Origin of the sequence: Azospirillum sp. TSH20 (genome assembly GCF_003115935.1) — a bacterium.
Lineage (GTDB): Bacteria > Pseudomonadota > Alphaproteobacteria > Azospirillales > Azospirillaceae > Azospirillum.
This window is the reverse complement of record NZ_LGQU01000048.1, coordinates 1-20,536: the sequence shown is the minus strand read 5'-3', so window position 1 is coordinate 20,536 and position 20,536 is coordinate 1. Positions and strand designations below refer to the sequence as shown.

At 63.0% G+C, this 20,536-nt stretch carries 22 protein-coding genes and 1 pseudogene; 17 read left to right on the top strand and 6 right to left on the bottom strand.

What is annotated here, in order from left to right:
- Window positions 1-3 precede the first annotated feature (3 nt).
- The 3 genes from TSH20_RS13770 to ykgO form a co-directional block, all read right to left on the bottom strand.
- On the bottom strand, window positions 4-1,302 hold the full coding sequence (locus TSH20_RS13770; protein WP_109075278.1) for an FAD-binding protein: 1,299 nt from the start codon (window positions 1,300-1,302) through the stop codon (window positions 4-6).
- A gap of 16 nt (window positions 1,303-1,318) precedes the next feature.
- Entirely contained in the window at window positions 1,319-2,806 is a 1,488-nt protein-coding gene (locus TSH20_RS13765) for an FAD-linked oxidase C-terminal domain-containing protein (RefSeq protein WP_109075277.1), read from the bottom strand.
- Window positions 2,807-3,043: 237 nt separating this feature from the next.
- Window positions 3,044-3,169 (bottom strand): type B 50S ribosomal protein L36, encoded by a 126-nt coding sequence (gene ykgO / locus TSH20_RS13760; RefSeq protein WP_012973122.1) that lies wholly within the window; start codon window positions 3,167-3,169, stop codon window positions 3,044-3,046.
- Window positions 3,170-3,858: 689 nt separating this feature from the next.
- Here ykgO and TSH20_RS13755 point away from each other — a divergent pair.
- The 9 genes from TSH20_RS13755 (at window position 3,859) to TSH20_RS34630 (ending at window position 11,229) form a co-directional block, all read left to right on the top strand.
- A complete protein-coding gene (locus TSH20_RS13755) occupies window positions 3,859-4,827 on the top strand; it encodes a tripartite tricarboxylate transporter substrate binding protein (RefSeq protein WP_109075276.1) in 969 nt (322 codons plus the stop codon).
- A gap of 253 nt (window positions 4,828-5,080) precedes the next feature.
- The gene (locus TSH20_RS13750; RefSeq protein WP_109075275.1) at window positions 5,081-5,827 is read left to right on the top strand and encodes a response regulator transcription factor; all 747 of its coding nucleotides are present in this window, start codon (window positions 5,081-5,083) and stop codon (window positions 5,825-5,827) included.
- Entirely contained in the window at window positions 5,824-7,263 is a 1,440-nt protein-coding gene (locus TSH20_RS13745) for an ATP-binding protein (protein WP_109075274.1), read from the top strand. The genes TSH20_RS13750 and TSH20_RS13745 overlap by 4 nt, the downstream gene beginning before the upstream one ends.
- 121 nt (window positions 7,264-7,384) lie before the next feature.
- Window positions 7,385-7,603 carry a hypothetical protein gene (locus tag TSH20_RS13740; protein WP_109075273.1) on the top strand — a complete coding sequence of 73 codons (219 nt, stop codon included), beginning with the start codon at window positions 7,385-7,387 and terminating at the stop codon, window positions 7,601-7,603.
- A 43-nt stretch (window positions 7,604-7,646) separates the two neighbouring features.
- A complete protein-coding gene (locus tag TSH20_RS13735; protein WP_109075272.1) occupies window positions 7,647-8,207 on the top strand; it encodes a cytochrome b in 561 nt (186 codons plus the stop codon).
- 192 nt (window positions 8,208-8,399) lie between these two features.
- On the top strand, window positions 8,400-9,140 hold the full coding sequence (gene radC, locus TSH20_RS13730) for a DNA repair protein RadC (protein ID WP_247871118.1): 741 nt from the start codon (window positions 8,400-8,402) through the stop codon (window positions 9,138-9,140).
- Window positions 9,141-9,580: 440 nt separating this feature from the next.
- A complete protein-coding gene (locus TSH20_RS13720) occupies window positions 9,581-9,805 on the top strand; it encodes an ATP-binding protein (RefSeq protein ID WP_282183572.1) in 225 nt (74 codons plus the stop codon).
- Between the two features lie 326 nt (window positions 9,806-10,131).
- Entirely contained in the window at window positions 10,132-10,683 is a 552-nt protein-coding gene (locus tag TSH20_RS13715; protein WP_109075269.1) for a YfbU family protein, read from the top strand.
- Between the two features lie 12 nt (window positions 10,684-10,695).
- Entirely contained in the window at window positions 10,696-11,229 is a 534-nt protein-coding gene (locus TSH20_RS34630) for a hypothetical protein (RefSeq protein WP_146205326.1), read from the top strand.
- 126 nt (window positions 11,230-11,355) lie between these two features.
- Here the strand turns inward: TSH20_RS34630 and TSH20_RS13710 are convergent, their stop codons facing one another.
- Complete coding sequence (locus TSH20_RS13710; protein ID WP_109075268.1) at window positions 11,356-11,901, bottom strand: recombinase family protein; 546 nt, start codon at window positions 11,899-11,901, stop codon at window positions 11,356-11,358.
- 333 nt (window positions 11,902-12,234) lie between these two features.
- On the opposite strand from TSH20_RS13710, the gene TSH20_RS34625 reads away from it, so the two are divergent.
- The 5 genes from TSH20_RS34625 to TSH20_RS13690 all read left to right on the top strand — a co-directional run bounded on the left by TSH20_RS34625 (window position 12,235) and on the right by TSH20_RS13690 (window position 15,110).
- Entirely contained in the window at window positions 12,235-12,762 is a 528-nt protein-coding gene (locus TSH20_RS34625) for a hypothetical protein (protein ID WP_146205325.1), read from the top strand.
- Between the two features lie 483 nt (window positions 12,763-13,245).
- Window positions 13,246-13,923 carry a hypothetical protein gene (locus tag TSH20_RS13705; protein WP_109075267.1) on the top strand — a complete coding sequence of 226 codons (678 nt, stop codon included), beginning with the start codon at window positions 13,246-13,248 and terminating at the stop codon, window positions 13,921-13,923.
- A 52-nt stretch (window positions 13,924-13,975) separates the two neighbouring features.
- Window positions 13,976-14,338 carry a response regulator gene (locus TSH20_RS13700; protein WP_109075266.1) on the top strand — a complete coding sequence of 121 codons (363 nt, stop codon included), beginning with the start codon at window positions 13,976-13,978 and terminating at the stop codon, window positions 14,336-14,338.
- A gap of 162 nt (window positions 14,339-14,500) precedes the next feature.
- On the top strand, window positions 14,501-14,896 hold the full coding sequence (locus tag TSH20_RS13695; protein WP_109075265.1) for a hypothetical protein: 396 nt from the start codon (window positions 14,501-14,503) through the stop codon (window positions 14,894-14,896).
- Entirely contained in the window at window positions 14,886-15,110 is a 225-nt protein-coding gene (locus tag TSH20_RS13690; RefSeq protein WP_109075264.1) for a hypothetical protein, read from the top strand. Before TSH20_RS13695 ends, TSH20_RS13690 begins: the two co-directional genes overlap by 11 nt.
- Before the next feature lie 357 nt (window positions 15,111-15,467).
- Here TSH20_RS13690 and TSH20_RS13685 read toward each other — a convergent pair whose 3' ends face one another.
- Window positions 15,468-16,697 carry an integrase family protein gene (locus TSH20_RS13685; RefSeq protein WP_158281993.1) on the bottom strand — a complete coding sequence of 410 codons (1,230 nt, stop codon included), beginning with the start codon at window positions 16,695-16,697 and terminating at the stop codon, window positions 15,468-15,470.
- Between the two features lie 191 nt (window positions 16,698-16,888).
- On the opposite strand from TSH20_RS13685, the pseudogene TSH20_RS13680 reads away from it, so the two are divergent.
- The 3 genes and pseudogenes from TSH20_RS13680 to tyrS all read left to right on the top strand — a co-directional run.
- Window positions 16,889-17,062: pseudogene (locus TSH20_RS13680) on the top strand (JAB domain-containing protein); the annotation flags it as partial.
- A 198-nt stretch (window positions 17,063-17,260) separates the two neighbouring features.
- Window positions 17,261-17,854 carry a DUF882 domain-containing protein gene (locus TSH20_RS13675; protein ID WP_247871117.1) on the top strand — a complete coding sequence of 198 codons (594 nt, stop codon included), beginning with the start codon at window positions 17,261-17,263 and terminating at the stop codon, window positions 17,852-17,854.
- A 232-nt stretch (window positions 17,855-18,086) separates the two neighbouring features.
- Window positions 18,087-19,334 carry a tyrosine--tRNA ligase gene (gene tyrS / locus TSH20_RS13670; protein ID WP_109075261.1) on the top strand — a complete coding sequence of 416 codons (1,248 nt, stop codon included), beginning with the start codon at window positions 18,087-18,089 and terminating at the stop codon, window positions 19,332-19,334.
- Between the two features lie 15 nt (window positions 19,335-19,349).
- Here the strand turns inward: tyrS and TSH20_RS13665 are convergent, their stop codons facing one another.
- Complete coding sequence (locus TSH20_RS13665; protein WP_109075260.1) at window positions 19,350-20,300, bottom strand: MBL fold metallo-hydrolase; 951 nt, start codon at window positions 20,298-20,300, stop codon at window positions 19,350-19,352.
- Between the last annotated feature and the right edge of the window lie 236 nt (window positions 20,301-20,536).

Below are 20,536 nucleotides of genomic sequence, written 5' to 3'. Positions count from 1 at the left end.
CCGTTACAGCCCCGCATACATGCGGCCGGGGTTGAGGATGCCCTTGGGGTCGAAGCTTTCCTTGACCCGGCGGCTCAGCGCCATCAGCGGCTCGGGCAAGGGCTGGAACACATCGGTCGCCGCGCGCACCGCCTCCGGCGCCCGCACCAGCGTGGCGTGACCGCCGGCGGAGAGAGCCGCACGGATGGTTGCCGCCGAGTTGGGCGGCGCCGTCAGCCAGACCAGCCCGCCGCCCCAGTCATAGAAGACCTCGACGTCGAGCGTCCGGCGGATGGTCTCGACGGTGGAGGGGCCGGTGGAGGGGGGGACGGAGAGTTTCCAAAGGTGGGAGGTGTCGCTGCGGTTGCCCCCACCCCGACCCTCCCCCGCTGGGCGGGGGAGGGAGTCAGGTGCTGATGCGGCAGAGCGACGATAGTCCCCTCCCCCACCCAGCGGGGGAGGGTTAGGGTGGGGGTCCGTACCCGCACCCAACCACCCCCCATCCCGAACCTCGCGCCAGAGCGCCAGCGACTCGTCGCGGCCCAGCACGGCGTCGGCCCGAAGCTCCTCGCGCAGCATGGTGACGCGCGCGGCGACCGAGGGGCCGAAGCCCTCCAGCCGCACCAGCGTCACCGCCCCGCCCGCTCCCGCCACGTCGAACACGCCCGACCGCGCGGCGACCGCCGCCGGCAGATGGGCGGCGCCCGACACCTCGTAGGGGCTGCGCAGCGCGCGGTCGAGCATCGCCACCGCCGCCGCGTCGTCCAGCCCGAACAGCAGCAGAGTCGCGGTGTCCTCCGGCGCCGGCAGCACCTTGACCGTGATCTCGGTCAGCGCAGTCAGCGTGCCGAAGGAGCCCGCCATCAGCTTGGGCACATCATAGCCGGTGACGTTCTTCACCACCTTGCCGCCGCCCTTGTAGGCCTCGGCCCGGCCGCTGACGCCGGCGATCCCCAGCGTGTGGTCGCGGGCCGATCCGGCGGAAATGCGGCGCGGACCGGCCTGCCCGCTGGCGACCAGACCGCCCAAAGTTCCTCCTTCGGGAGGCTCGAAGGCCAGATGCTGCCCACGGTCGGCCAGCAGGACGCGGATGGTGTCCATCGGCGTGCCGGCCAGCGCGGTCAGCACCAGTTCCTCCGGCTCATAGGCGATGACACCGGACAGGCCCGACAGGTCGAGCACATGGCCGGCCTGCACCGGGCGGCCCAGCCCGCGGCGGCTGCCGCTGCCCAGGATTTCCAGCGGTTCGCCGGCCGACAGAGCCCAGTGCACCGCGTCGGTCACCTGCGCGGCGGTCTCCGGCTTCAATGTGGTGATGGTCATGACGGACAGCGGCCCTTCAGAAGCGCGGGATGTCGGGGAAGCGCAGTTCCCCCTGGTGGACATGCAGCCGGCCAAGCTCGGCGCAACGGTGCAGCGTGGGGAAGACCTTGCCGGGGTTCAGCAGACCGTCGGGGTCGAAGGCGCATTTCAGCCGCTGCTGCTGCTGGAGGTCGGCCTCGTCGAACTGGTCGGTCATCAGGTCGCGCTTCTCGACGCCCACGCCATGTTCACCGGTCAGCACGCCGCCGACCTCGACGCACAGGCGCAGGATGTCGTTGCCGAACTCCTCCGCCGCCTCCAGCTCGCCCGGCTTGTTGGCGTCATAGAGGATCAGCGGGTGCAGGTTGCCGTCGCCGGCATGGAAGACATTGGCGACGCGCAGGCCGCAGCGGTCCGACATCTCCTGCATCCGTTGCAGCACCAGCGGCAGCGCCTTGCGCGGGATGGTGCCGTCCATGCAGTAGTAATCGGGGCTGATCCGCCCCACCGCCGGGAAGGCCGCCTTGCGCCCGGCCCAGAAGGCCAGCCGCTCCTCCTCGCTGGTCGACACGCGGGCATAGCAGGCGCCCTTGTCGCGGGCGATGGCCTCGACCCGGTCGATCAGGTGGTCGACCTCCGCCGCCGGGCCGTCCAGCTCGACGATCAGCAGCGCCTCGACGTCCAGCGGATAGCCGGCATGGACGAAGGCCTCCGCCGCGTGGATGGCGGGGCGGTCCATCATTTCCATGCCGCCGGGGATGATGCCGGCGGCGATGATCGCCGCCACGCAGTCGCCACCCTGCTCGCTGGTCGGGAAGCCCAGCAGCACGGCGCGGGCGGTCGCCGGCTTCTTCAATATGCGCACCGTGACCTCGGTCACCACGCCCAGCAGCCCTTCCGACCCGGTGATGATTCCCATCAGGTCGTAACCGCCGGCGTCCAGATGCTTGCCGCCCAGCCGGATGACGGTGCCGTCCATCAGCACCATCTCCAGTCCCAGCACATTGTTGGTGGTCAGCCCGTATTTCAGGCAGTGCACGCCGCCGGAATTCTCGGCGATGTTGCCGCCGATGGTGCAGGCGATCTGGCTGGACGGATCGGGGGCGTAATAGAAGCCCTCATGCGCCACGGCGTTGGAGATGCCGAGATTGGTCACCCCCGGCTGCACGGTGACGCAGCGGTTGGCATAGTCGATGTCGAGGATGCGCTTGAACTTGCCCATCCCCAGCAGCACGCCGTCGGCCAGCGGCAAGGCGCCGCCGGACAGCGAGGTGCCGGCGCCGCGCGGCACCACCTTCACCCCCATCGCCTTGCAGGCCTTCAGGACCTGCGACACCTGCTCCACCGTGCTGGGCAGAACGGCGACCATCGGCAGCTGGCGGAAGGCGGTCAGGCCGTCGCACTCATAAGCGCGCAGCTCGTTCTCGTCGACGATCACGCCTTCGCCGGGAACGATGGCGCGCAGCGCCTCCACGATCTCCCGGCGGCGGGCGATGATCCCGCTGTCCGGCACCGGCATCTTCATGGCGGGCGGTCCTTATCCCGTTGCGGCGAACTCGTCCGCCACACGTACCATCCGCCGCGATCCTAATACAAGACGATGCCGTTCCCGATTCCGGAGGCCCCGATTCCGGAGGCCCCGACACCGAAGCCCCAAAACGCAAGAGCCGCACCCGAAGGCGCGGCTCTTGCGTAAACACCCGATGACGGGGAGGCTGGGCGCGATGCCCGGCCTCGCAGTCGATCGACCCTTGCGGATCGATCAGCCCTGGCGGGCCTTGAAACGGGGGTTCTGCTTGTTGATGACGTAGACGCGGCCCTTGCGGCGGATCACGCGGCAGGCCTTATGGCGCGTCTTCATCGACTTCAGGGAGTTGACGATTTTCATGATGCTGTTCCTGAACGCTCGGCGGCTCGATTGAAGGCGCGCACCATAGTGCGGTGCCCACCAACTGTCAACGCCCGGGAATGGCCCGGAATGCCGTCCTTTTCCATCGGCCTGCCGCCGCCCGTTCCGCCGTCCGCGGCCCATCCGGCGCCACAGCCGCGAGTACCGATGAATGCGTCGCATATCACAGGCCGATAAAGATTTCGTTGCCCTCCCGAATAAAGGGAAAACCCCGACGCCAAGGCGCCAAAGCATATCGGGAACCTGCAACTCTGCGTTAAGGGTCGTCGGCGGCCGGGCGGCGGAAGACGACTGTCCGACGACGATTCTCGACTTCCCATGGCCAGGAACGGCAAAGCAAAATCTTCTGACTTCCGCGACATATTTACAGTACATATTTGGGCAAGCCCATCCCTGTCATCAATCATACCTGAGCTTCTGCGGTGTATTGACGCGATGACGCGAAGCCATATGCTTCAGCATTGAAGGATTGTTCTTGCTGAATTAGGAACAATCCCAGATATTCCGCGGAAGCCGGACCGTCGCCATGGGCGATTACAGCGAACCCGCCGGAATGGCTGCCGTTTTGTGCCGAATCGGCCCGGATGCCGCTCCTTGCCGCCCGGCAAGCCGCCTCCGGCCCGCCAGCGTGGCGCATCGCAGCACGGCGCATCGTCGAAGGGGGGACCATGACGTTCTGGAAAGCTCTGACCCTGGCATCCGTGGCCGGCGCCCTGTTCCTGTCGGCGACGCATGCCCGGGCGGCCTATCCGGACAGGCCGGTCACGATGATCGTCGCATTCGGCACGGGCGGCGGCACCGACCTGCTGGTCCGTGCGCTGGCGCCCTTTCTCGAGCGGCATCTGGGCAACGGCGCCCGGATCGAGGTGGTGAACAAGCCCGGCGCCGGCGGCGAGATCGGCTTCGCCGCCATCGCCGACGCTGCTCCCGACGGCTACACCATCGGCGCCATCAACTCGCCCAACGTCAATGCCATCCCGATCGAACGTCAGGCCCGCTATTCGCTGGACCGGCTCGACCCGCTCTACAATCTGGTGGACGATCCCGGCGCCTTCGCCGTCCATCAGGACAGCCCGTTCCGCTCGCTGGCCGACGTCGCCGCCTTCGCCAGGGCCAATCCCGACAGCGTGACGGTCGGCACCACCGGCATCGGCTCCGACGACCATCTGGCGATGCTGATGTTCCAGCGTCAGGCCGGCGTGACCTTCACCCATGTGCCCTTCCAGGGCTCCGCCGCCAACGAGGCGGCGCTGGCCAACAAGAAGATCATGCTGAGCGGCGTGAATGTCGGCGAGGCGATGCAGTACAAGAAGAAGGACCGCATCCGCATCCTGGGCGTGATGACCGAGCGGCGGCAGGAGCAGGTGCCGGACATTCCCACCTTCGCGGAGCAGGGCTTCCCCACGCTGATGTCGTCGTTGCGCGGCATCGCCGCCCCGCGGGGCCTGCCGCCCGACGTGCAGGCGAAGCTGATCGATGCGCTGGCCGGCGCCACCAAGGATCCGGCCTTCCAGGCCAGCATGAAGGATCTGTATCAGCAGCTTCGCCTGCTGCCTCCCGACCAGTACGCCGCCGAGCTGGCCAGATCGACCAACGCCCTGCGCGACCTGTGGGCCACCGCGCCCTGGCTGAGGTGAGAATTTATGAGCTTGTATCGACTCCTGCCGACGTCTCTCGGCCGTCATTCCCGCGAAGGCGGGAATCCAGCCAATTCAAAATCTTAGGCATGGAACCGCCTGGTTCCCCGCCTTCGCGGGGATGACGGCCGGTAACAGCCTCGACTCGCAAAATCCGAACCCGCCCTGCCCCATCCCGCCTCGCTTGCAGTCGCCGGGCAAAAGGCGGAAAGTCGCGGCGACCGCATCCCGCCCACGGCTCCGGAACTTCCCCTTGCGGCTGCTGCTGATCGAAGACAACCGCCGGCTGGCGTCCCTGACCGCCGAGGGGCTGCGCAAGGCCGGATTCGCCGTCGACCTCGTCCACAGCGCGGAGGATGCGTCGGCCGCCCTGGCGGTCGCCGGTTTCGACGCCGTCCTGCTCGACCTCGGCCTGCCCGACGCCGACGGGCTGACCCTGCTGTCGGCGCTGCGGGCGCGGGCCGACACCACCCCCGTGCTGATCCTGACCGCCCGCGATGGGGTGGACGACCGGGTCAGGGGCCTGAACCTGGGGGCCGACGACTATCTGCTGAAGCCCTTCGCGCTGGAGGAGCTGGTGGCCCGCATCCGCGCCCTGCTGCGCCGGCCGGGGGCGGCGCTGGGCATGGTGCTGCAGCAGGGCAACGTCGCCTTCGATTCGGCCGCCCGGCTGGCGACCGTCGCCGGCCGGCCGCTGGACCTCAGCCGGCGCGAGCTTGACGCGCTGGAGCTGCTGCTGCGGCGCGCCGGCCGGGTGGTGTCGAAGCCGGCGCTGGAAAACGGCCTCTACGGCTTCGGCGACGAGGTCGGATCGAACGCGGTCGAGGTGCTGATCCACCGGCTGCGCAAGCGGCTGCAGGCCGCCGGTGCGACCGCCGGCGTCCAGACCCTGCGCGGCATCGGCTATATCCTGACCGAAGCCCCGGCGGAGGTTGGCGGGGAGGACGGGGGCAGGGAGAACGGGGGCCAGGAGAACGGGGGCCAGGAGAACGGGAGATGAGCGCCGGCGCGAAGGAAAACCGCCCGCCGTCCCTGCTGGCGGCCATCGCGCGCTGGCTGGTGCTGGTCACGTTGCTGGCGGTCGCCACCACGGCGCTGCTGCTCTATGTCGAGTTCAAGGGCACCCACGACCGCATGCGCCAGCGGACCCTGTCCGGCGTCGCCCGCGTCATCGAGAAAGCGATCCGCGGGCCCGACGACCAGAAGAAGGATGGCCGGCTGAACACCGACCTGCCCGAGTCGGTGCGCGCGATGCTGCGGGTGAATGCCGCCTCCTTCGCCGTGGTCGATGGGAATGACCGGCTGCTGCTCGGCTCCGACGGCGTCGATGGACCGCTCGACCCCAGCGCGACGGACCGGCCGCGGAACGTCTTCCGCGTGCCGGCGCAGAATGGCGAACCGCCGCTCTACGGGCTCAGCCACCGCATCACCGTCGGCGGCCAGCCCTATTGGATCCAGGTGGCCTCCGCCGAGGAGGAGCTGCACATCGAATGGCTGCTGGAGGAGTTCGTCGAGCATTTCGGCTGGATCTGGCTGCCCTTCGCCCTGGTGCTGATCCTTGTCAACCTCGTCATCATCCATCGCGGCCTGCGCCCCCTGCGCCGCGCATCGGCCCGCGCCGCCGCCATCGGGCCGGACAGCGTGTCGGAACGGCTGCCGGAACAGGGCATGCCGCGCGAGGTCCTGCCCCTGGTCCGCGCGGTCAACCAGGCGCTGGACCGGCTGGAGGCCGGCTACGAGGCGCAGCGCGGCTTCATCGCCGACGCCGCGCACGAGCTGCGCACGCCGCTGGCGGTGCTGGACGCCCATCTGGCGCTGATCGGCACCCCCGGCGCCCCGATCCGCGAGGATGTCGCCGGCATGGCCCGGCTGGTGGACCAGCTGCTCGATCTGGCCCGGCTCGACGCCCTGCTGATCGCCCCCGACGATATGGTCGATCTGGCCCGGCTGGCGGTGGAGGTCTCGGCCCACCTCGCCCCGCTGGCACTCGGACAGGGGCGCCTGATCGAGGTGGTCGGCGACGACCGGCCGCTGCCGGTGCGCGGCGCCCATGATCCGCTGTTCCGCGCCCTGCGCAATCTGGTGGAAAACGCCGTCTGCCATGCCCCCGCCGGCAGCACGGTCAGCGTCGAGCTGGCGGTTTCGGCCACCGGCGAGCCGGTGCTGCGGGTGATCGACCGCGGCCCCGGCATTCCGCCGGACCTGCGCGCCCATGTGTTCGAACGCTTCTGGCAGGGCGGCCGGGACCGCGCCGACGGCTCCAAAGGTGCCGGATTGGGCCTGTCCATCGTCGCCCGCACGATGGCGGCCCATGGCGGCAGCGTCTCGGTCGAGGACACCCCCGGCGGCGGCGCCAGCTTCACCCTGCACTTTCCGCCTATGCAGCGGCGAACCGACGCAGGGCGCCCGATCCCGGCTGTCTCCGGCGCCCCGTAAGCCACATGTAAGCTTGGCAGGATAGACCGGTGGGGAATGCCCCTCCCCAGCCGCGCCGGCGTGACCGGCCCCGGCTCCCCACGCCGCTCTTGCCCCACCGCTCTTGCCAGGATGACCGCCAATGCTGTCCGCCACGTCCTCCGCCTCCCTGCCGTCGATGCCGTCGCCGCTGCAGAGCCGCCCGGCAACCCCGCCGGCCCCCACCGGGATCGACAGCGACGGCGACCGGGACAACGACACCCGCGAGAGCGCCGCCGCCCAGGCCACCGAGTCGCGCGGGTCCGCTCCCAGCCTGCCCGCCGACCCCAACCGGGGCCGCACCCTGAACATCACCGCCTGAATGGAGGCGCGATCAACGCCGCCTTTCCACAGGAGTCCGTCCGATGCCCAACACCTACAGCGCAACCCAGAAAACCCTGCACTGGCTGATCGCCCTTCTGATCGTCGGCGTCTATCTGCTGACCTTCGGCGAGGACTTCTATGAACGCGGTCATCCGATGCGCGCCACGATCTGGTGGCTGCACATCTCCTTCGGCCTGTTGCTGTTGGGGCTGGTGCTGGCGCGGATCGGCCTGCGCTTCACCCGCGGCACGCCCGCCCTGCCGCCGGAGATGACGCCGGTCGAACGCGGCGCCTCCCAGGCCGTCCATCTCGGGCTCTACCTCCTGATGCTGGGCATTCCGCTGGTCGGCGTGGTGCTGACCTGGCTGCGTGGCGACACGCTGTCCTTCTTCGGCCTGTTCACCATCCCCTCCCCCGTCGAGGCCGACCGCACGCTGGGCCGCTCGGTGAAGGAGATCCACGAGCTTGGTGCCAACCTGATCCTGGCGCTCGCCGCTCTGCACGCGGCGGCGGCCCTGTGGCACCACTTCGTCCGCCGCGACAACGTGCTGACCCGCATGCTGCCCGGCCGGGGAAGCGAACAGCACGGCCTCGCCGACTGAACCAGGGGCGACCCACGGCTTTCCTCATCCGCGCGAGCGCGACCCCTGTGCGCTCGCGCGTTCAGACGCTATAGTTGTCTCCATACAGATGCATGGCGATGACCGATGGCAGGACACAGGACGGCAGGACAAGCTTCGGGGGGACGCGGCCGGAAGGCGCGCGGAACGGCGGGCAAGGACGGCGGCGCGCAGATGGACGACGCCGGCCTGACCGCCGGCCTCCTGCCCCTCCCGGACCTGCTGTCGTCCCGGATCGATACCGCCTCCAATGCCGCCGCCAATGCCGCCACCGGCTCCCCATCCCCCGCCGCGGACAGCGGGGCGGAGGACGGGACGGAGGACGGCGATCCCCATTACCTCGACCACCGCAACCGGCTGCGCCGCCGCTTCCTCGACCGCGGCGCCGACGCGCTGGAGGATTACGAGCTGCTGGAGATGGTGCTGTTCGCCGCCAGCCCGCGGCGCGACGTGAAACCGCTGGCCAAGCTGCTGATCCGCACCTTCGGCGACCTGTGGGGAGTGGTTAACGCTCCGCCCGAACGGCTGCGCGGCCTGAAGGCGGAGGGCGTGTCTCTCGGCACCGACAATGCCGTCGCCACCGTGCGCATCGTCGGGGCGGCGGCCCTGCGCGCCCTGCAGCAGCGGGTGATCGACCAGCCGGTGCTCGCCTCCTGGCAGGCGCTGATCGACTATTGCGCCGCCGCCATGGCGCATGAACCGACGGAGCAGTTCCGCCTGCTGTTCCTCGACCGCAAGAACAAGCTGATCGCCGACGAGGTGCAGCAGCGCGGCACCATCGACCACACCCCCGTCTATCCGCGCGAGGTGGTGAAGCGGGCGCTGGAGCTGTCGGCGGCGGCCGTGATCCTGGTGCATAACCGCGTCAAGCCATTTTCCGCCGCCGATTCAGTTGCTTATGGACCTGCGCTCTAAAGAGTAAGCAACAGGTGAGCGGTAGCCTTGCCCATTGGGTTAGGCGACTGGAACCGAAGAATAAGTTATCCACAGGATTCTGGTGGTCGGCGCATCGTCATGTCGATACCTACAGGGTGTGGCAAGGAGTGAAAGCAACTCCCGCCATGACAAGGTTAAGATCACGACCCACTGGAGTTCAACTATGTCTCTGCTCTGCACGAAGAAGGCTGCCGATCTATTAGGCGTTCACCCCAACACGCTGGTGAAATGGCGTATCTCTGGTAATGGTCCGTCGTATATTAAGATGGGTCGGGTGGTGAGATACAAGCCATACGTTCTTGAAGCGTGGATTACCAAGAACACTCGCAAGCCCACATCAGCAAAAAACCTGTAAAAAGCATGATTACACAACAGGCGTTATCTGACAGAAGCTCTGCCCCATCCCGTTCGACATAGACGTGGGGGCTGCCAAACTCCCACGGGATCAAGCGGTCACGGTGAACCTCATCGTTACGGAAGGGCTCAACAACACCTTCAACTTCGCCTTCCCAAACGAGCGTCCCGGCACCATCACGATCCGCTTCCAGCACGACGGCGGCAACTTCGTGCTGAGCGTGGCGGACGATGACGTCGGCTTCGATCCAACTACCCCGCCACAGGGTACGGGCTTAGTCATCGGATGATCCAAGGCTTAACCACCCAGCTTATCGGGCAAGTAGAGATACGCCACGGCGAGGGCAACGGCGGGACGGTATGCCTGATGCAGTTTCCGGCCCGCACGCCACTCGCTGAGGCTAAGCGGATGAGCACGTTGCTACCCGAGGCGGAGGGCGCACGTAGGGCACGGGCATAGCGCACTACGCCCGTTGGACCAAAAATGGGGGAACGCTCATCATGCAAGTTTGAAAAGGACTTCAACCAACCAAAGACCTGCGGTCGGTTGACATCGCCACGGTAGATTGGTCAAAATGTACCCCAAATGAAGTAACCCACAAAGAGGATTTCCCAGATGCCTGAAGATGAATTCAAGCTGAGCCGGTTAGAGCGGTATTTCCTGATAAATCAGCTCAGAATCCTTGAGGCATTGTATCCTGACGAAGCGGATGAACTTGCAGTCCAGAGAGAGTCCCTGGAGCGAGGGTACGAGATGCTTTACTCATGGAATGTGAATCACATCTATGACGGCAACGATGTGATGACCAAAGAAGAAACTTTGGAGGTGTGGGATACCTTCGACATGTTCGATGCGCTAAACAGGGCATTGGAAGAGTACAAGGATTTTGATGCTAGCCAATATCCATGGACTAAGTTCGCAGGGTACGATGGCAACAGCGAGACCAAGTTCATGTCATTTGCCGCTTTCACAGTGGAAAGGTTGAAGAGATTCGACTACCTACCGATGTCGCGGGAGGGATATTGGAATTCACATAGGCCGATGCGTGAGATTTATCAACGCATGAGGAATGAGTGGAAAAGAATCCCACGAGAACAACGCTTCAACCTCAGTCGGCAACAGGTCACTGAAATACTTCAGACGTCAATTGATCATAATTATTGTTAAGAGATAACGATAATGAGCGGACAAGAAGAGGTTGATTTCTGGACAAGCGCGGCGAATTGGACACTTTCATGGGGCGGCTTTTTTTTAACGCTCGGCGGGTTTGTTATTTCTGTTTGGACGGTCGTATTGGCGACTTCAGTCAAGAAGATGGTCCGTATAATCATCAGCCGCAGCAACGCTCAAGAGGACGGCGATCGCCTGAAGGCAGTCATTGCTCAACTCAATGAAGCGAAAGAAATTGCAATACGAAGAAAGACAGGACCGTCGTCCATTAATAATGCAGGCACGAAGAACCAACGGGACATTCAGAAGATCGTTGAAGCCCACGACGCTCTGCTAACAAGATTTCCAATCGAATGTGATCAAAAGCTTAGGGATGATGCCGCCAAAGCGGCAACTGATCTAGGCAATTCAATACAGGACATCAACGGAAACAATATGGCTGGATGGAACTCCGCACTCGCCACGCTACAGACTCTGATTCCTCAACTTGATCAGGCTGAAAGGAAAAACCGCAATCAACTGGTGCTTCCACTAGGCGAATGACAGGCTGCCGTGTCGGACGACACGGCACGCTATACCCTAAGGCACTTCTTGAAAGCAGCCTTGCAGGCTTTCCGAATGGTGTTATCGTTGACCGCCCTCCCAAGGCTGCGGGAACACACCGGACGGTCATGCGTCTCCAAGGAGGCGGTAGACGCTGGCACGACTGATTCCCAGACGCTTGGCGATCTCAGAGCCGCCAAGCCCGTCAGCCTTCAGCTTGCGAACCTCCTCCATGCTGATCGCGGGCGGGCGGCCTTTATAGACCCCTTCTGCCTTTGCCTTGGCGATCCCTTCAAGCTGACGCTCCTTGCGCAAGTTCGTCTCGAACTCGGCGAAGACGCCCAGCATGTCCAGGAAGGCTTTTCCGGCGGCGGTGCTGGTGTCGATGGGTTGTTCGGTCGCCTTCAGCGCCACGCCCTTCGCCTTCAACTCGCGAACGATGTCCTGAAGGTCACCGATGGACCGGGCAAGCCGGTCAATACGAGTGACCATGAGCGTGTCGCCCTCGCGCACGAACTGCATCAACGTGTTCAACTCGTCACGCCCGTTGCGGCTGGTACCGCTGACCTTTTCGGCACGGATCACGTCGCAACCAGCGGCCCTCAGGGCTTCGACCTGCACCGTGTGATCCTGATCCGAGTGGCTGACTCGGGCGTACCCATAGACCGCCATGCCGTCCTCCCGCTGTCTTGTTTGGCTCTAGACCCTTTCCTTATGATGTCTCGCAATTCCAGAGTCAACCCAAATAAGACATACCAATCCTATGTCGAGGTGTCTCATCAGACCGTCTTGTATGGGTGTACGCTATGAAGACAAGGCCGCGAGGCATGTATTTTATCAACAGATTGAAGATGATGATGGAAAGACACTGGACAAAGATACTCGGGTTTGACGAACACTCTCTTTTTGGTGCAGTCTTCCTATAGCATGCCCGCTAGCGGCGAGTGGGAAAAATTTCATTAACTGGGAAGTGAGCAAATGAGGACGAAAAGAGAAGTGGCGGACTTGAGTTCGCTGCCAAACTCCAAAACCGAAGCGTTATCTGTAGGGGAAACTTTATTCTACACCGGTGTTCCATGTAAAAATGGGCATTTTGATGCACGCTACACAAAAAATGGCGGATGCAGGCAGTGTCAAATAGAATCTTCGGCTAAAAGCCATGCTTCAAAAGGGGGGCACTATGAATACCAAGTGCGTTGGAGGAAAGAAAACTATCAGAAATACAGAGAGCAGAACAATAGAAGCGTTTCCTCACGCAGCAAAATCATTGCACAAATGCCCATTTCAGCACGCCAATGGGATGAAATACGCGCGCTAGAAGAAAGAGCACGGGAGATTTCACTTGAGCAAGGAGAGCCTTATCACGTTGACCATATAATCCCCATCAAAGGTCGAGTCGTAACGGGATTGCATTGGCCGTCTAATATGCGAATAATCAGGGGAGGTGAAAACCAAAGAAAAAGCAGTTCACTACCACCGGAGCATGATTGGGTTGATTACTCCGCCAGCGCATGGAAACCAAGCAATAGTTGATTGAAAAATAGCCAACTCACTGAACGTGTGCGTGGCAACCAAACTTGTACTTCGCTGGAGCCTATATTTGAATGAAAGACGGCTATTATTCAGTCCCTGCAATCCGTCCCTGACGAACGTGATGGTTAGCAGCCCCAGCACGTTCGACAGCGCGCATTTTGAGTTATGCGAGTGCAAGCCCACAATGGCTGTGCATGTCGGTAATACAACAATCTATAGTTAGGTTGTCGCCGCACCTTTCGGTCGATACCTATTAATTAACTGGCACTTCTGAGGACGGCAAAGTGCTGTTCGGTGCTAGGAAAAATGCGGAATCCGCACTCCCAAACCACAACCAAGTCAAATAGTATCAACTTATAGCGCATTCCGCCACTATGCGGCCATATAGGTAGACGTCTAACGCTTCCGCCATGGCCATTTTTCCCGTGGTAGGAACATGTACTAACTAGTTGAATCCTATTGTGATTTAGGAATACAAACGACATGAACAAAACTCCATCGACCAACATTGCGCCTGAGCATGCTATCAACTTCTTCGAAGGGTTCGCCTTCGCTGAAGATCAAGGGTACTCAATGACCGCCCATGCGACAATCATCCTGAACTTACTTCCCAACTACCCACGGGCGGGTTCACTTGCTGACCAATGCCACTTTGCTATCAGGATCACGGCCAGGATCAAGAAGCGGTTCAGCGACTGGATCAGCTACTACAAGGTGCCGAACCACCACGCCTTCGTGTTGGAGAACCCACCGCATGAGATCGCGAACCTCGTCAAGCGCGTCCATGTTCATATCGCCTTCCACGTTCCGGATCATCTTCGAGAGCGCTTTGAAGAGGTAATCAAAGACGCCGTGTTCGAGGGAGTTGGTAAGCGGACGAGGAAGAGGATCAGCAATGTGGTCAAGATCACCTACCACCCGCGCACGTGGACCTTGGCCGCGTACTTCCTAAAGGGGGCCGATCCAGCGACAACGCTTCCCGGGCAGCCGGACGTGTTCTTGCGCCACGTCCTTCGCGTCCGCGCACGCGCCGTGGCGCAGGACCCTCTCCAATGGGCGCAAGGGCGGATCATTGGCAAGCGTTGCGGTCTGTCGAAGCAACTCGACCGAGCGGCGCGGGCGAAGCGGCTTCAGCCTCCCCCTCTTCAACTTGCCGCGTAGAACGGTTGTTGGTGAATTGGACACTTCTTGATTGCGGGTTTAAGGTTCCGTCATGTCCTATGAGCGCATCCACATCCTGGTCGTGGACGATGAGGCATTGGTCGCCATGACGGTCGCGGAGACCCTTCGTGAGGAGGGTTTCCGCGTAACTGTCGCTCATGACGGTCACGAGGCGCTGGCCGTGGAGAAACGTGACCCATCCGACCTGCTCGTCACCGACCTCCGGATGCCGCGCCTCGACGGGAATCAGTTGATCGCGCTCGTTCGCGCGGAGCGTCCTGACATGCCCATCTTGGACATGAGCGGATACAGCTACGTCTACCCGACCGAGGCCCCCGACCGCTTAGTGCTGCTCCGCAAGCCGTTCAACGCAAACCACTTGGTTCGCATTGTCCATGACCTATTGAAGTTGTAGCCGTTTATGCGATCAGAAGAATTCGTCGATGAAGTAAATACCTTGTCGGACTAGTCCAACACGTCCGACATATGGAGGGTAACTTGATTGACACCGAACGTTGTGCAACTGCAAGATCATTCGATTGCTGACCTTCTTCGCAAGCACGCGAAGACAACTGGGATGTCGCAGAGCAAGCTCGCGACCGACCTTATTGCCGAGGCTCTGTCCGCCCGTGAGCGCGCCAAGAAGAAGGCTGAGCTTGACGCCGCAATTCGCGATGATCGCGATGACGTCCTCACCTGGAAAGCCGAGAAGGCTAAAGCTGCGCCGCTCGATGATCCAGAGGGAGCCGAGCTTGACCAGGAACTGCATGACCTGATCCGGCGGTGCGGTCTCGACCTGTATCACGGGCTGCCCGCCAAGCGCATCATGGAGGGCTTGCATTCCGGCGACATGAACCTGATCCGCACGAACCTCATCAAGTTCGTCCGCGATCACGAGCGGCAGGTTGCTCTCATGGATCGGGTGGCGAAGGCGGTCGAACGCCTTGCCCAAGAGGTGCGCCATGACCGCTGAACCACGCTGGGCCTGTCGCTTCGCGTCCGAGCGAGAAGCCGAAGAGGTGCGGCTTCTCGCGGCATTGGTGGCGAACTTCACTAACACCACGGTCGGTACCACCGTCCATGTTGCCCTTCGCGCCCACGCCGAGCAGCGGTTGGGCCGCGAACTCGTCGGCGCAATCCTCCAGGCGGGCAAGCAGCTTCGCAAGGACGCCCCTGGACGCTCGTAGGAGCGTCATCTAGCCAAGCTTTGCAAGGAGAATGCGGTAAGTGTTGCCCTGCTCCTGGGAAGCCTCTGGCAGCTTCCTGTACGAGATTTGATGGATCGGCCACTGCCCCCTTGGAGGGAGCAGTGGCCAACGGCTGGCGCATGTTCACCTACCCTGCCTGTTGTCTGCCGGTCATCGACAAGCCACCCCTTCGCAATTACGACCTTCGAGCGAGACTTAGATACCTTGTGGATGTGTACAAGGGTGTTTCGGACGGCATTGACAAGACGCCCAGGGTGATTAGCAACAGGCGACATGAAAGAAAGGAAGGTCGGTCACCTCATAGTGATGACCGACCTATTATCCACTATTGTTAAATCACGCTGTCACAGATATCTTTGTTGCTGCTTTGATAAGACCGGACACCACATTGGAGTGCTCGGCAGCCCTTTCGTCAATAGCTACCAGATAGTGCCGCTCGATTGTTTGAGAGGAGGCATGCTTAGTCATCTCCTTCACATGATCCACGGACAAGCCGCTCTTGAATGCCAAGTTGATGTATCCAGACCTCAGGTGACGAAGATCAAGATCAACGTTCGCGACGCGCTGAACTGTCGCCCATGTCTTCGCGAGCCAGTTGGATGCGGTGCAACGCCCTCGTCTTGGAAAGACATAATCACCTCCGTCACCACGGGCGTTATGCAAGCTCTCAGCACGCTCTACGATGTCAAGTACCTCCGGTGTCAAGTGAAACACTTTTGGTTCTGCGCTCCGCTTGTATGTCTTGTGGTCATCAAGAAGTATGATCTTCCTATCCTTGTAGACTCTGTCTCGCCGAATTCGAACTGCCTCGACCGGTCGGCACCCAGTGTACACAACGAAGGCACAAGCAAGCAGCCGAGATGGATCATTTCTCCGGTTTCGCATAAGTTGGTCTATCGCGCCCTGAATAGATGCATACTCGACCTCTGAAATGCGTCGCCTCTGGGGGGTTGACGGTTTCAAGTCTATCTTCAAGGCTGGACAGGAAAGAACATCCGGCACCCGACCATATTTGGCACCCCACGTCCAAGAACTTCGAATGTAGGTGACTACAAGGTTGTGGTTGCCCCTCTGGCGCTCGAACGGTTGTAGCGCCTGCCTTATGTCAATGGACGTGACTTCTGCTATTGGCTTCGACCATAGTTCTTTACCAACCATTCGCCGGACCCGTTCGACACTGCGGACAGTTTGAAGGGAACACCCCTTCTTAACGTACTCCTCCAAGTAGGCGTCAAATAGGTCTCCTAGCGTTCCAGCCCTGCGCCGTTCGAGCTTCTCGGCAGCGGGGTCATCACCACGGGCGATTTTGCCCCATGCCACCTTCGCTTCGTTCCGAGCGTGGTCAAGGGTCAGCTTGCCATACTGGCCGATAGTGCATTTCCGTGCCCGGCCTTTGAATCGATAATGCAAGACGAACGTTATGACGCCGGTTGCCCTCAACTGCACCGCAAAGCCTGGGATATCTGAGTCCCACTTAGTAACATAGCCAACCCGACCGACTTGCTCTTCCGTCGGCGCGGGAAGCCGATCCAGAAAACTCTTCGTGAACTTCACCTTCTCGGGCACTTTACTCTCCAGTGTTGATTTGCGCTTACCGTATAACCGGTAGGTATGCTCCTCGCCTGAGTAAGCACAGGGTGATTCGAGAAGCGGAGACACACGGCGTTCCTGGGAGTAATGGAGAGTTCGCGATCGGCTGGTGTTCAGCAAGAACCCGGTCAAACTCTAGGAAAACCGCCATCTTCTGGAGGTTGAGAGTAGTTTTGGTGCACAACCACCCCTCCGGCGACCCCACCCCCAGCCGCGCCGATGTCGAGATGACCAAGGAGATCGTCCGCGCCGGCAACGCCATCGGTCTCGTCGTCCACGACCATCTGGTGATCGGCAAGGGCGGCCGCCACACCAGCTTCAAGGCGCAACGCCTGCTGTGAAAGCCCGGCTCTCTCGCGTTCCCCTTCTCCCGCTTCCCATGCAGCCGCGCCATGCATCGCCACTTTGCATTTGCGAATCGGTCGCCATTTTGTTGACCTGACGGTGCCCCGCCGAAGGAATCGACCGCCAGCATGTCCTCCTCGCCCTTGTCCTTGAAGCGCCGCAGCCTGTTGATCGGGTGCGGAGCGCTGGTTCTGATGTCCGACCGCGCTCTGGCCGCCCCCGCCGCGCCGCGCCGTCTCAGCCTGAAGAACCAGAACACCGGCGAATCCTTCGACGGCCCCTATCGCGACGCCTCCGGCCCGCTGCCCGATGCGATGGCCGATCTCGCCAAGTTCCTGCGCGACCACCACGCCAACAAGGAAGGGCCGGTCGACGTCGGCACGCTCGACTTCCTGGCCGACATACTGGAGGCGGTGGGTCAGTCCAAGGCGACCATCCTGTCGGCCTTCCGCACGCCGGAAACCAATGCCATGCTCGCCGCCCGCAGCCTGGGGGTGGCGGAACACAGCCAGCATCTGCTCGGCCGCGCCCTGGATGTCACCCTGTCGTCGCGCCTGCCCGACGCGCACCGTAGCGCGCTGGACCTCAAGCGCGGCGGCGTCGGCTGGTATCCGCGCTCTCATTTCCTGCACATCGACACCGGCCCGCTGCGCAGCTGGGAAATGTTCGGCCGGAATCTGGACGGGCTGTTCGCCCCCGGCGCCCGCAGCCCCCGCCTGCGCAGCGTGTCCCAGCGCATGCAGCTCCACCGCGCGCTGGCCCGCCGGCAGATGCTCGGGCGGCGGTGAGCGGGGGCCTGCATTGACCTGATGGGGGTGGATCTTTCCGGCATCCCCAGGTAGGACTGCCGCCATGACCGACCGCATCGCCCTCACCACCCCGATGTATTATCCGCCGCTCGCATAGCGCGGCGTCGATCGGTCATACCCGAAACCATGCCGTCGCAAGTCCGGCGGCCATGGTTCTCTCACGCGACAGAGACAGTCTCCGGACGGCCCGGCCAACCGTAGAGACGTCCCGATGCCGACCAGTTCCAGTGCCGCCGACTTCCTGCGCATCCTGCGCGAACGCGGTTTCCTCCACCAATGCAGCGACCCGGCCGACGACCTGTCGGGCCTCGCCGCCGCGGCGCCGGGCGGGGTGCTGACCGCCTATGTCGGCTTCGACGCCACCGCGGCCAGCCTGCATGTCGGGCATCTGCTGTCGATCATGGCGCTGCGCTGGCTTCAGCGCACCGGCAACCGCCCCATCGTCCTGATCGGTGGCGGCACCACCAGGATCGGCGATCCCAGCTTCCGCGACACCACCCGGCCGATGCTGGACGATGCGCAGATTGCCGCCAATGCCGCCGGCCTGCGCGGTGTCTTCGGCCAATATCTGACCTTCGGGGACGGCCCCACTGATGCCGTCATGGTCGAGAATGTCGACTGGCTGGACGGGCTCGACTACGTGCCCTTCCTGCGCGACGTCGGCCGCCATTTCACCATCAACCGCATGCTGAGCTTCGAGTCGGTTCGCCAGCGGATGGAGCGCGAACAGCCGCTGACCTTCCTGGAATTCAACTACATGATCCTCCAGGCCTATGATTTCCTGGAGCTGTCGCGGCGCCACGGCTGTCTGCTGCAGATGGGCGGATCGGACCAGTGGGGCAACATCGTCAACGGCATCGAGCTGGCCCGCCGGGTCGATCGGCGCGAGCTGTTCGGCCTGACCACGCCGCTGCTGACCACCGCGTCGGGCACCAAGATGGGCAAGACCGCTGGCGGTGCGGTGTGGCTGAACGTCGACGCGCTGAGGCCCTTCGATTTCTGGCAGTTCTGGCGCAACACCGAGGATGCCGACGTCGGCCGCTTCCTGCGCCTGTTCACCGAACTGCCGCTGGACGAGATCGGCCGGCTGGAGCGGCTGGAAGGCGCCGAGATCAACGAGGCGAAAATCATCCTGGCGACGGAGGCCACCCGCCTGTGCCATGGCTCTCAGGAGGCAGACCGGGCAGCCTCCGCCGCTGGCAGCCCCTTCGCTCCTGACCGGGACGGTCTGCCGGAAGTCACTCTGCGGCTTGCCGAGGGGACCGATGGCGTGCCGCTGGTCGATGCGCTGGTGGCGGCCGGCCTCTCGGCCTCCAAGGGCGCAGCGCGACGCCTGATCCGCGAGGGCGGCGCCCGTCTGGATGGCCAGCCGGTGACGGATGAGGCGGCGGCGCTCACCGCACCGGCCGTCCTGTCGGCCGGCCGCAAGCGTCATATCCGCCTGATCCTGGCTCCCTGACTGGAAACGGTGGCGTCAGCCCTCCAGCTGGCGCCACATCTCCATGTCGCGCTCGGCGGTCCAGATGCGGGGATCGACGTGGCCGGTCGCCTCGTCATAAGCGCGGGTGACGTTGAAGGGCATGCAGTGGTCGAAGATCACCCAATGGCTGAACTTCGGCTTCAACGCGGCGTAGGTGTCCTTGTAGATGGTCCGCAGGTCCTTGCCCTGGGCCACGCCCTGCTTCACCAGTTCGAACAGCTCGCTGGTGAAGGCGCGGGTGCCGCGCAGCCCTTCCTGCACCTGCTCCGCCGTGGTCAGGGCGGCGCCGCGGCCGGGCACCAGCTTTTCCGGCTTCAGCGCGGCGATGGCATCGAGCGTCGCCGGCCAATTGGTGAAATAGGCGTCGCCGCAATAAGGCGTGGCGCCGTATTCGACGAGGTCGCCGGAGAACAGGATTTTCTGCTGCGGCAGCCACACCACCGTGTCGCCCTTGCTGTGGCCACGGCCGAGTTGCAGCAACTGCACCTCCAGCGACCCCAGCCACATCGTCATCTTGCCGCTGAAGGTGATGGTCGGCCAGGTGAGGCCGGGCACCGATTCGACGGCGCGGAACAGGCGGGGGAAGCGGCCGATCTCGCTTGCCATGTCAGCCTCGCCGCGCTCGACGATCAGGTCGCGGGTGTCCTCGCTGGCGATGATCTGCTCCGGCGCGTAGCCCGACGCGCCGAGAACGCGCACCGCATGGTAATGCGACAGCACGACATGGCGGATCGGCTTGTCGGTGACCTCGCGGATGCGGCGGATGACGTCCTGCGCCATCACCGGCGTCGCCTGGGTGTCGATCACCATCACCGCATCGTCACCGATGACAATGCCGGTGTTGGGATCGCCCTCCGCCGTGTAGGCATAGGCGTTGTCCGACAGCTTGTCGAAGCTGACGGTCTTCTCGTCCAGGTCGGCGTGCGAGGCGAAGTTCTTGGACATCCGTTTTCTCCACAGACGCGGCCGACGCCCCCAACCCTCAAGGTGGCGCGACCATCATTGATCGGTTGGGCCAACCATATCGTTGCATCTGAAACCATGCAATGCGTTTGCGGGGCTGGAATGGCACCTGTACCGCCGGAGACCATGAACAGCAAAAAGCCCGCGCTCCTTGCGGAGGCGGGCTTTTTGTTGATTTGGTTGCGGGGGCAGGATTTGAACCTGCGGCCTTCAGGTTA

What these genes read in the sequence shown, in the direction of transcription:
- TSH20_RS13770 (WP_109075278.1), bottom strand. Translation starts at nt 1,302, where the DNA reads ATGACCATCACCACATTGAAGCCGGAGACCGCCGCGCAGGTGACCGAC.
- TSH20_RS13765 (WP_109075277.1), bottom strand. Translation starts at nt 2,806, where the DNA reads ATGAAGATGCCGGTGCCGGACAGCGGGATCATCGCCCGCCGCCGGGAG.
- ykgO (WP_012973122.1), bottom strand. Translation starts at nt 3,169, where the DNA reads ATGAAAATCGTCAACTCCCTGAAGTCGATGAAGACGCGCCATAAGGCC.
- TSH20_RS13755 (WP_109075276.1), top strand. Translation starts at nt 3,859, where the DNA reads ATGACGTTCTGGAAAGCTCTGACCCTGGCATCCGTGGCCGGCGCCCTG.
- TSH20_RS13745 (WP_109075274.1), top strand. Translation starts at nt 5,824, where the DNA reads ATGAGCGCCGGCGCGAAGGAAAACCGCCCGCCGTCCCTGCTGGCGGCC.
- TSH20_RS13740 (WP_109075273.1), top strand. Translation starts at nt 7,385, where the DNA reads ATGCTGTCCGCCACGTCCTCCGCCTCCCTGCCGTCGATGCCGTCGCCG.
- TSH20_RS13735 (WP_109075272.1), top strand. Translation starts at nt 7,647, where the DNA reads ATGCCCAACACCTACAGCGCAACCCAGAAAACCCTGCACTGGCTGATC.
- radC (WP_247871118.1), top strand. Translation starts at nt 8,400, where the DNA reads ATGGACGACGCCGGCCTGACCGCCGGCCTCCTGCCCCTCCCGGACCTG.
- TSH20_RS13715 (WP_109075269.1), top strand. Translation starts at nt 10,132, where the DNA reads ATGCCTGAAGATGAATTCAAGCTGAGCCGGTTAGAGCGGTATTTCCTG.
- TSH20_RS34630 (WP_146205326.1), top strand. Translation starts at nt 10,696, where the DNA reads ATGAGCGGACAAGAAGAGGTTGATTTCTGGACAAGCGCGGCGAATTGG.
- TSH20_RS13710 (WP_109075268.1), bottom strand. Translation starts at nt 11,901, where the DNA reads ATGGCGGTCTATGGGTACGCCCGAGTCAGCCACTCGGATCAGGATCAC.
- TSH20_RS13705 (WP_109075267.1), top strand. Translation starts at nt 13,246, where the DNA reads ATGAACAAAACTCCATCGACCAACATTGCGCCTGAGCATGCTATCAAC.
- TSH20_RS13700 (WP_109075266.1), top strand. Translation starts at nt 13,976, where the DNA reads ATGTCCTATGAGCGCATCCACATCCTGGTCGTGGACGATGAGGCATTG.
- TSH20_RS13695 (WP_109075265.1), top strand. Translation starts at nt 14,501, where the DNA reads ATGTCGCAGAGCAAGCTCGCGACCGACCTTATTGCCGAGGCTCTGTCC.
- TSH20_RS13690 (WP_109075264.1), top strand. Translation starts at nt 14,886, where the DNA reads ATGACCGCTGAACCACGCTGGGCCTGTCGCTTCGCGTCCGAGCGAGAA.
- TSH20_RS13675 (WP_247871117.1), top strand. Translation starts at nt 17,261, where the DNA reads ATGTCCGACCGCGCTCTGGCCGCCCCCGCCGCGCCGCGCCGTCTCAGC.
- tyrS (WP_109075261.1), top strand. Translation starts at nt 18,087, where the DNA reads ATGCCGACCAGTTCCAGTGCCGCCGACTTCCTGCGCATCCTGCGCGAA.
- TSH20_RS13665 (WP_109075260.1), bottom strand. Translation starts at nt 20,300, where the DNA reads ATGTCCAAGAACTTCGCCTCGCACGCCGACCTGGACGAGAAGACCGTC.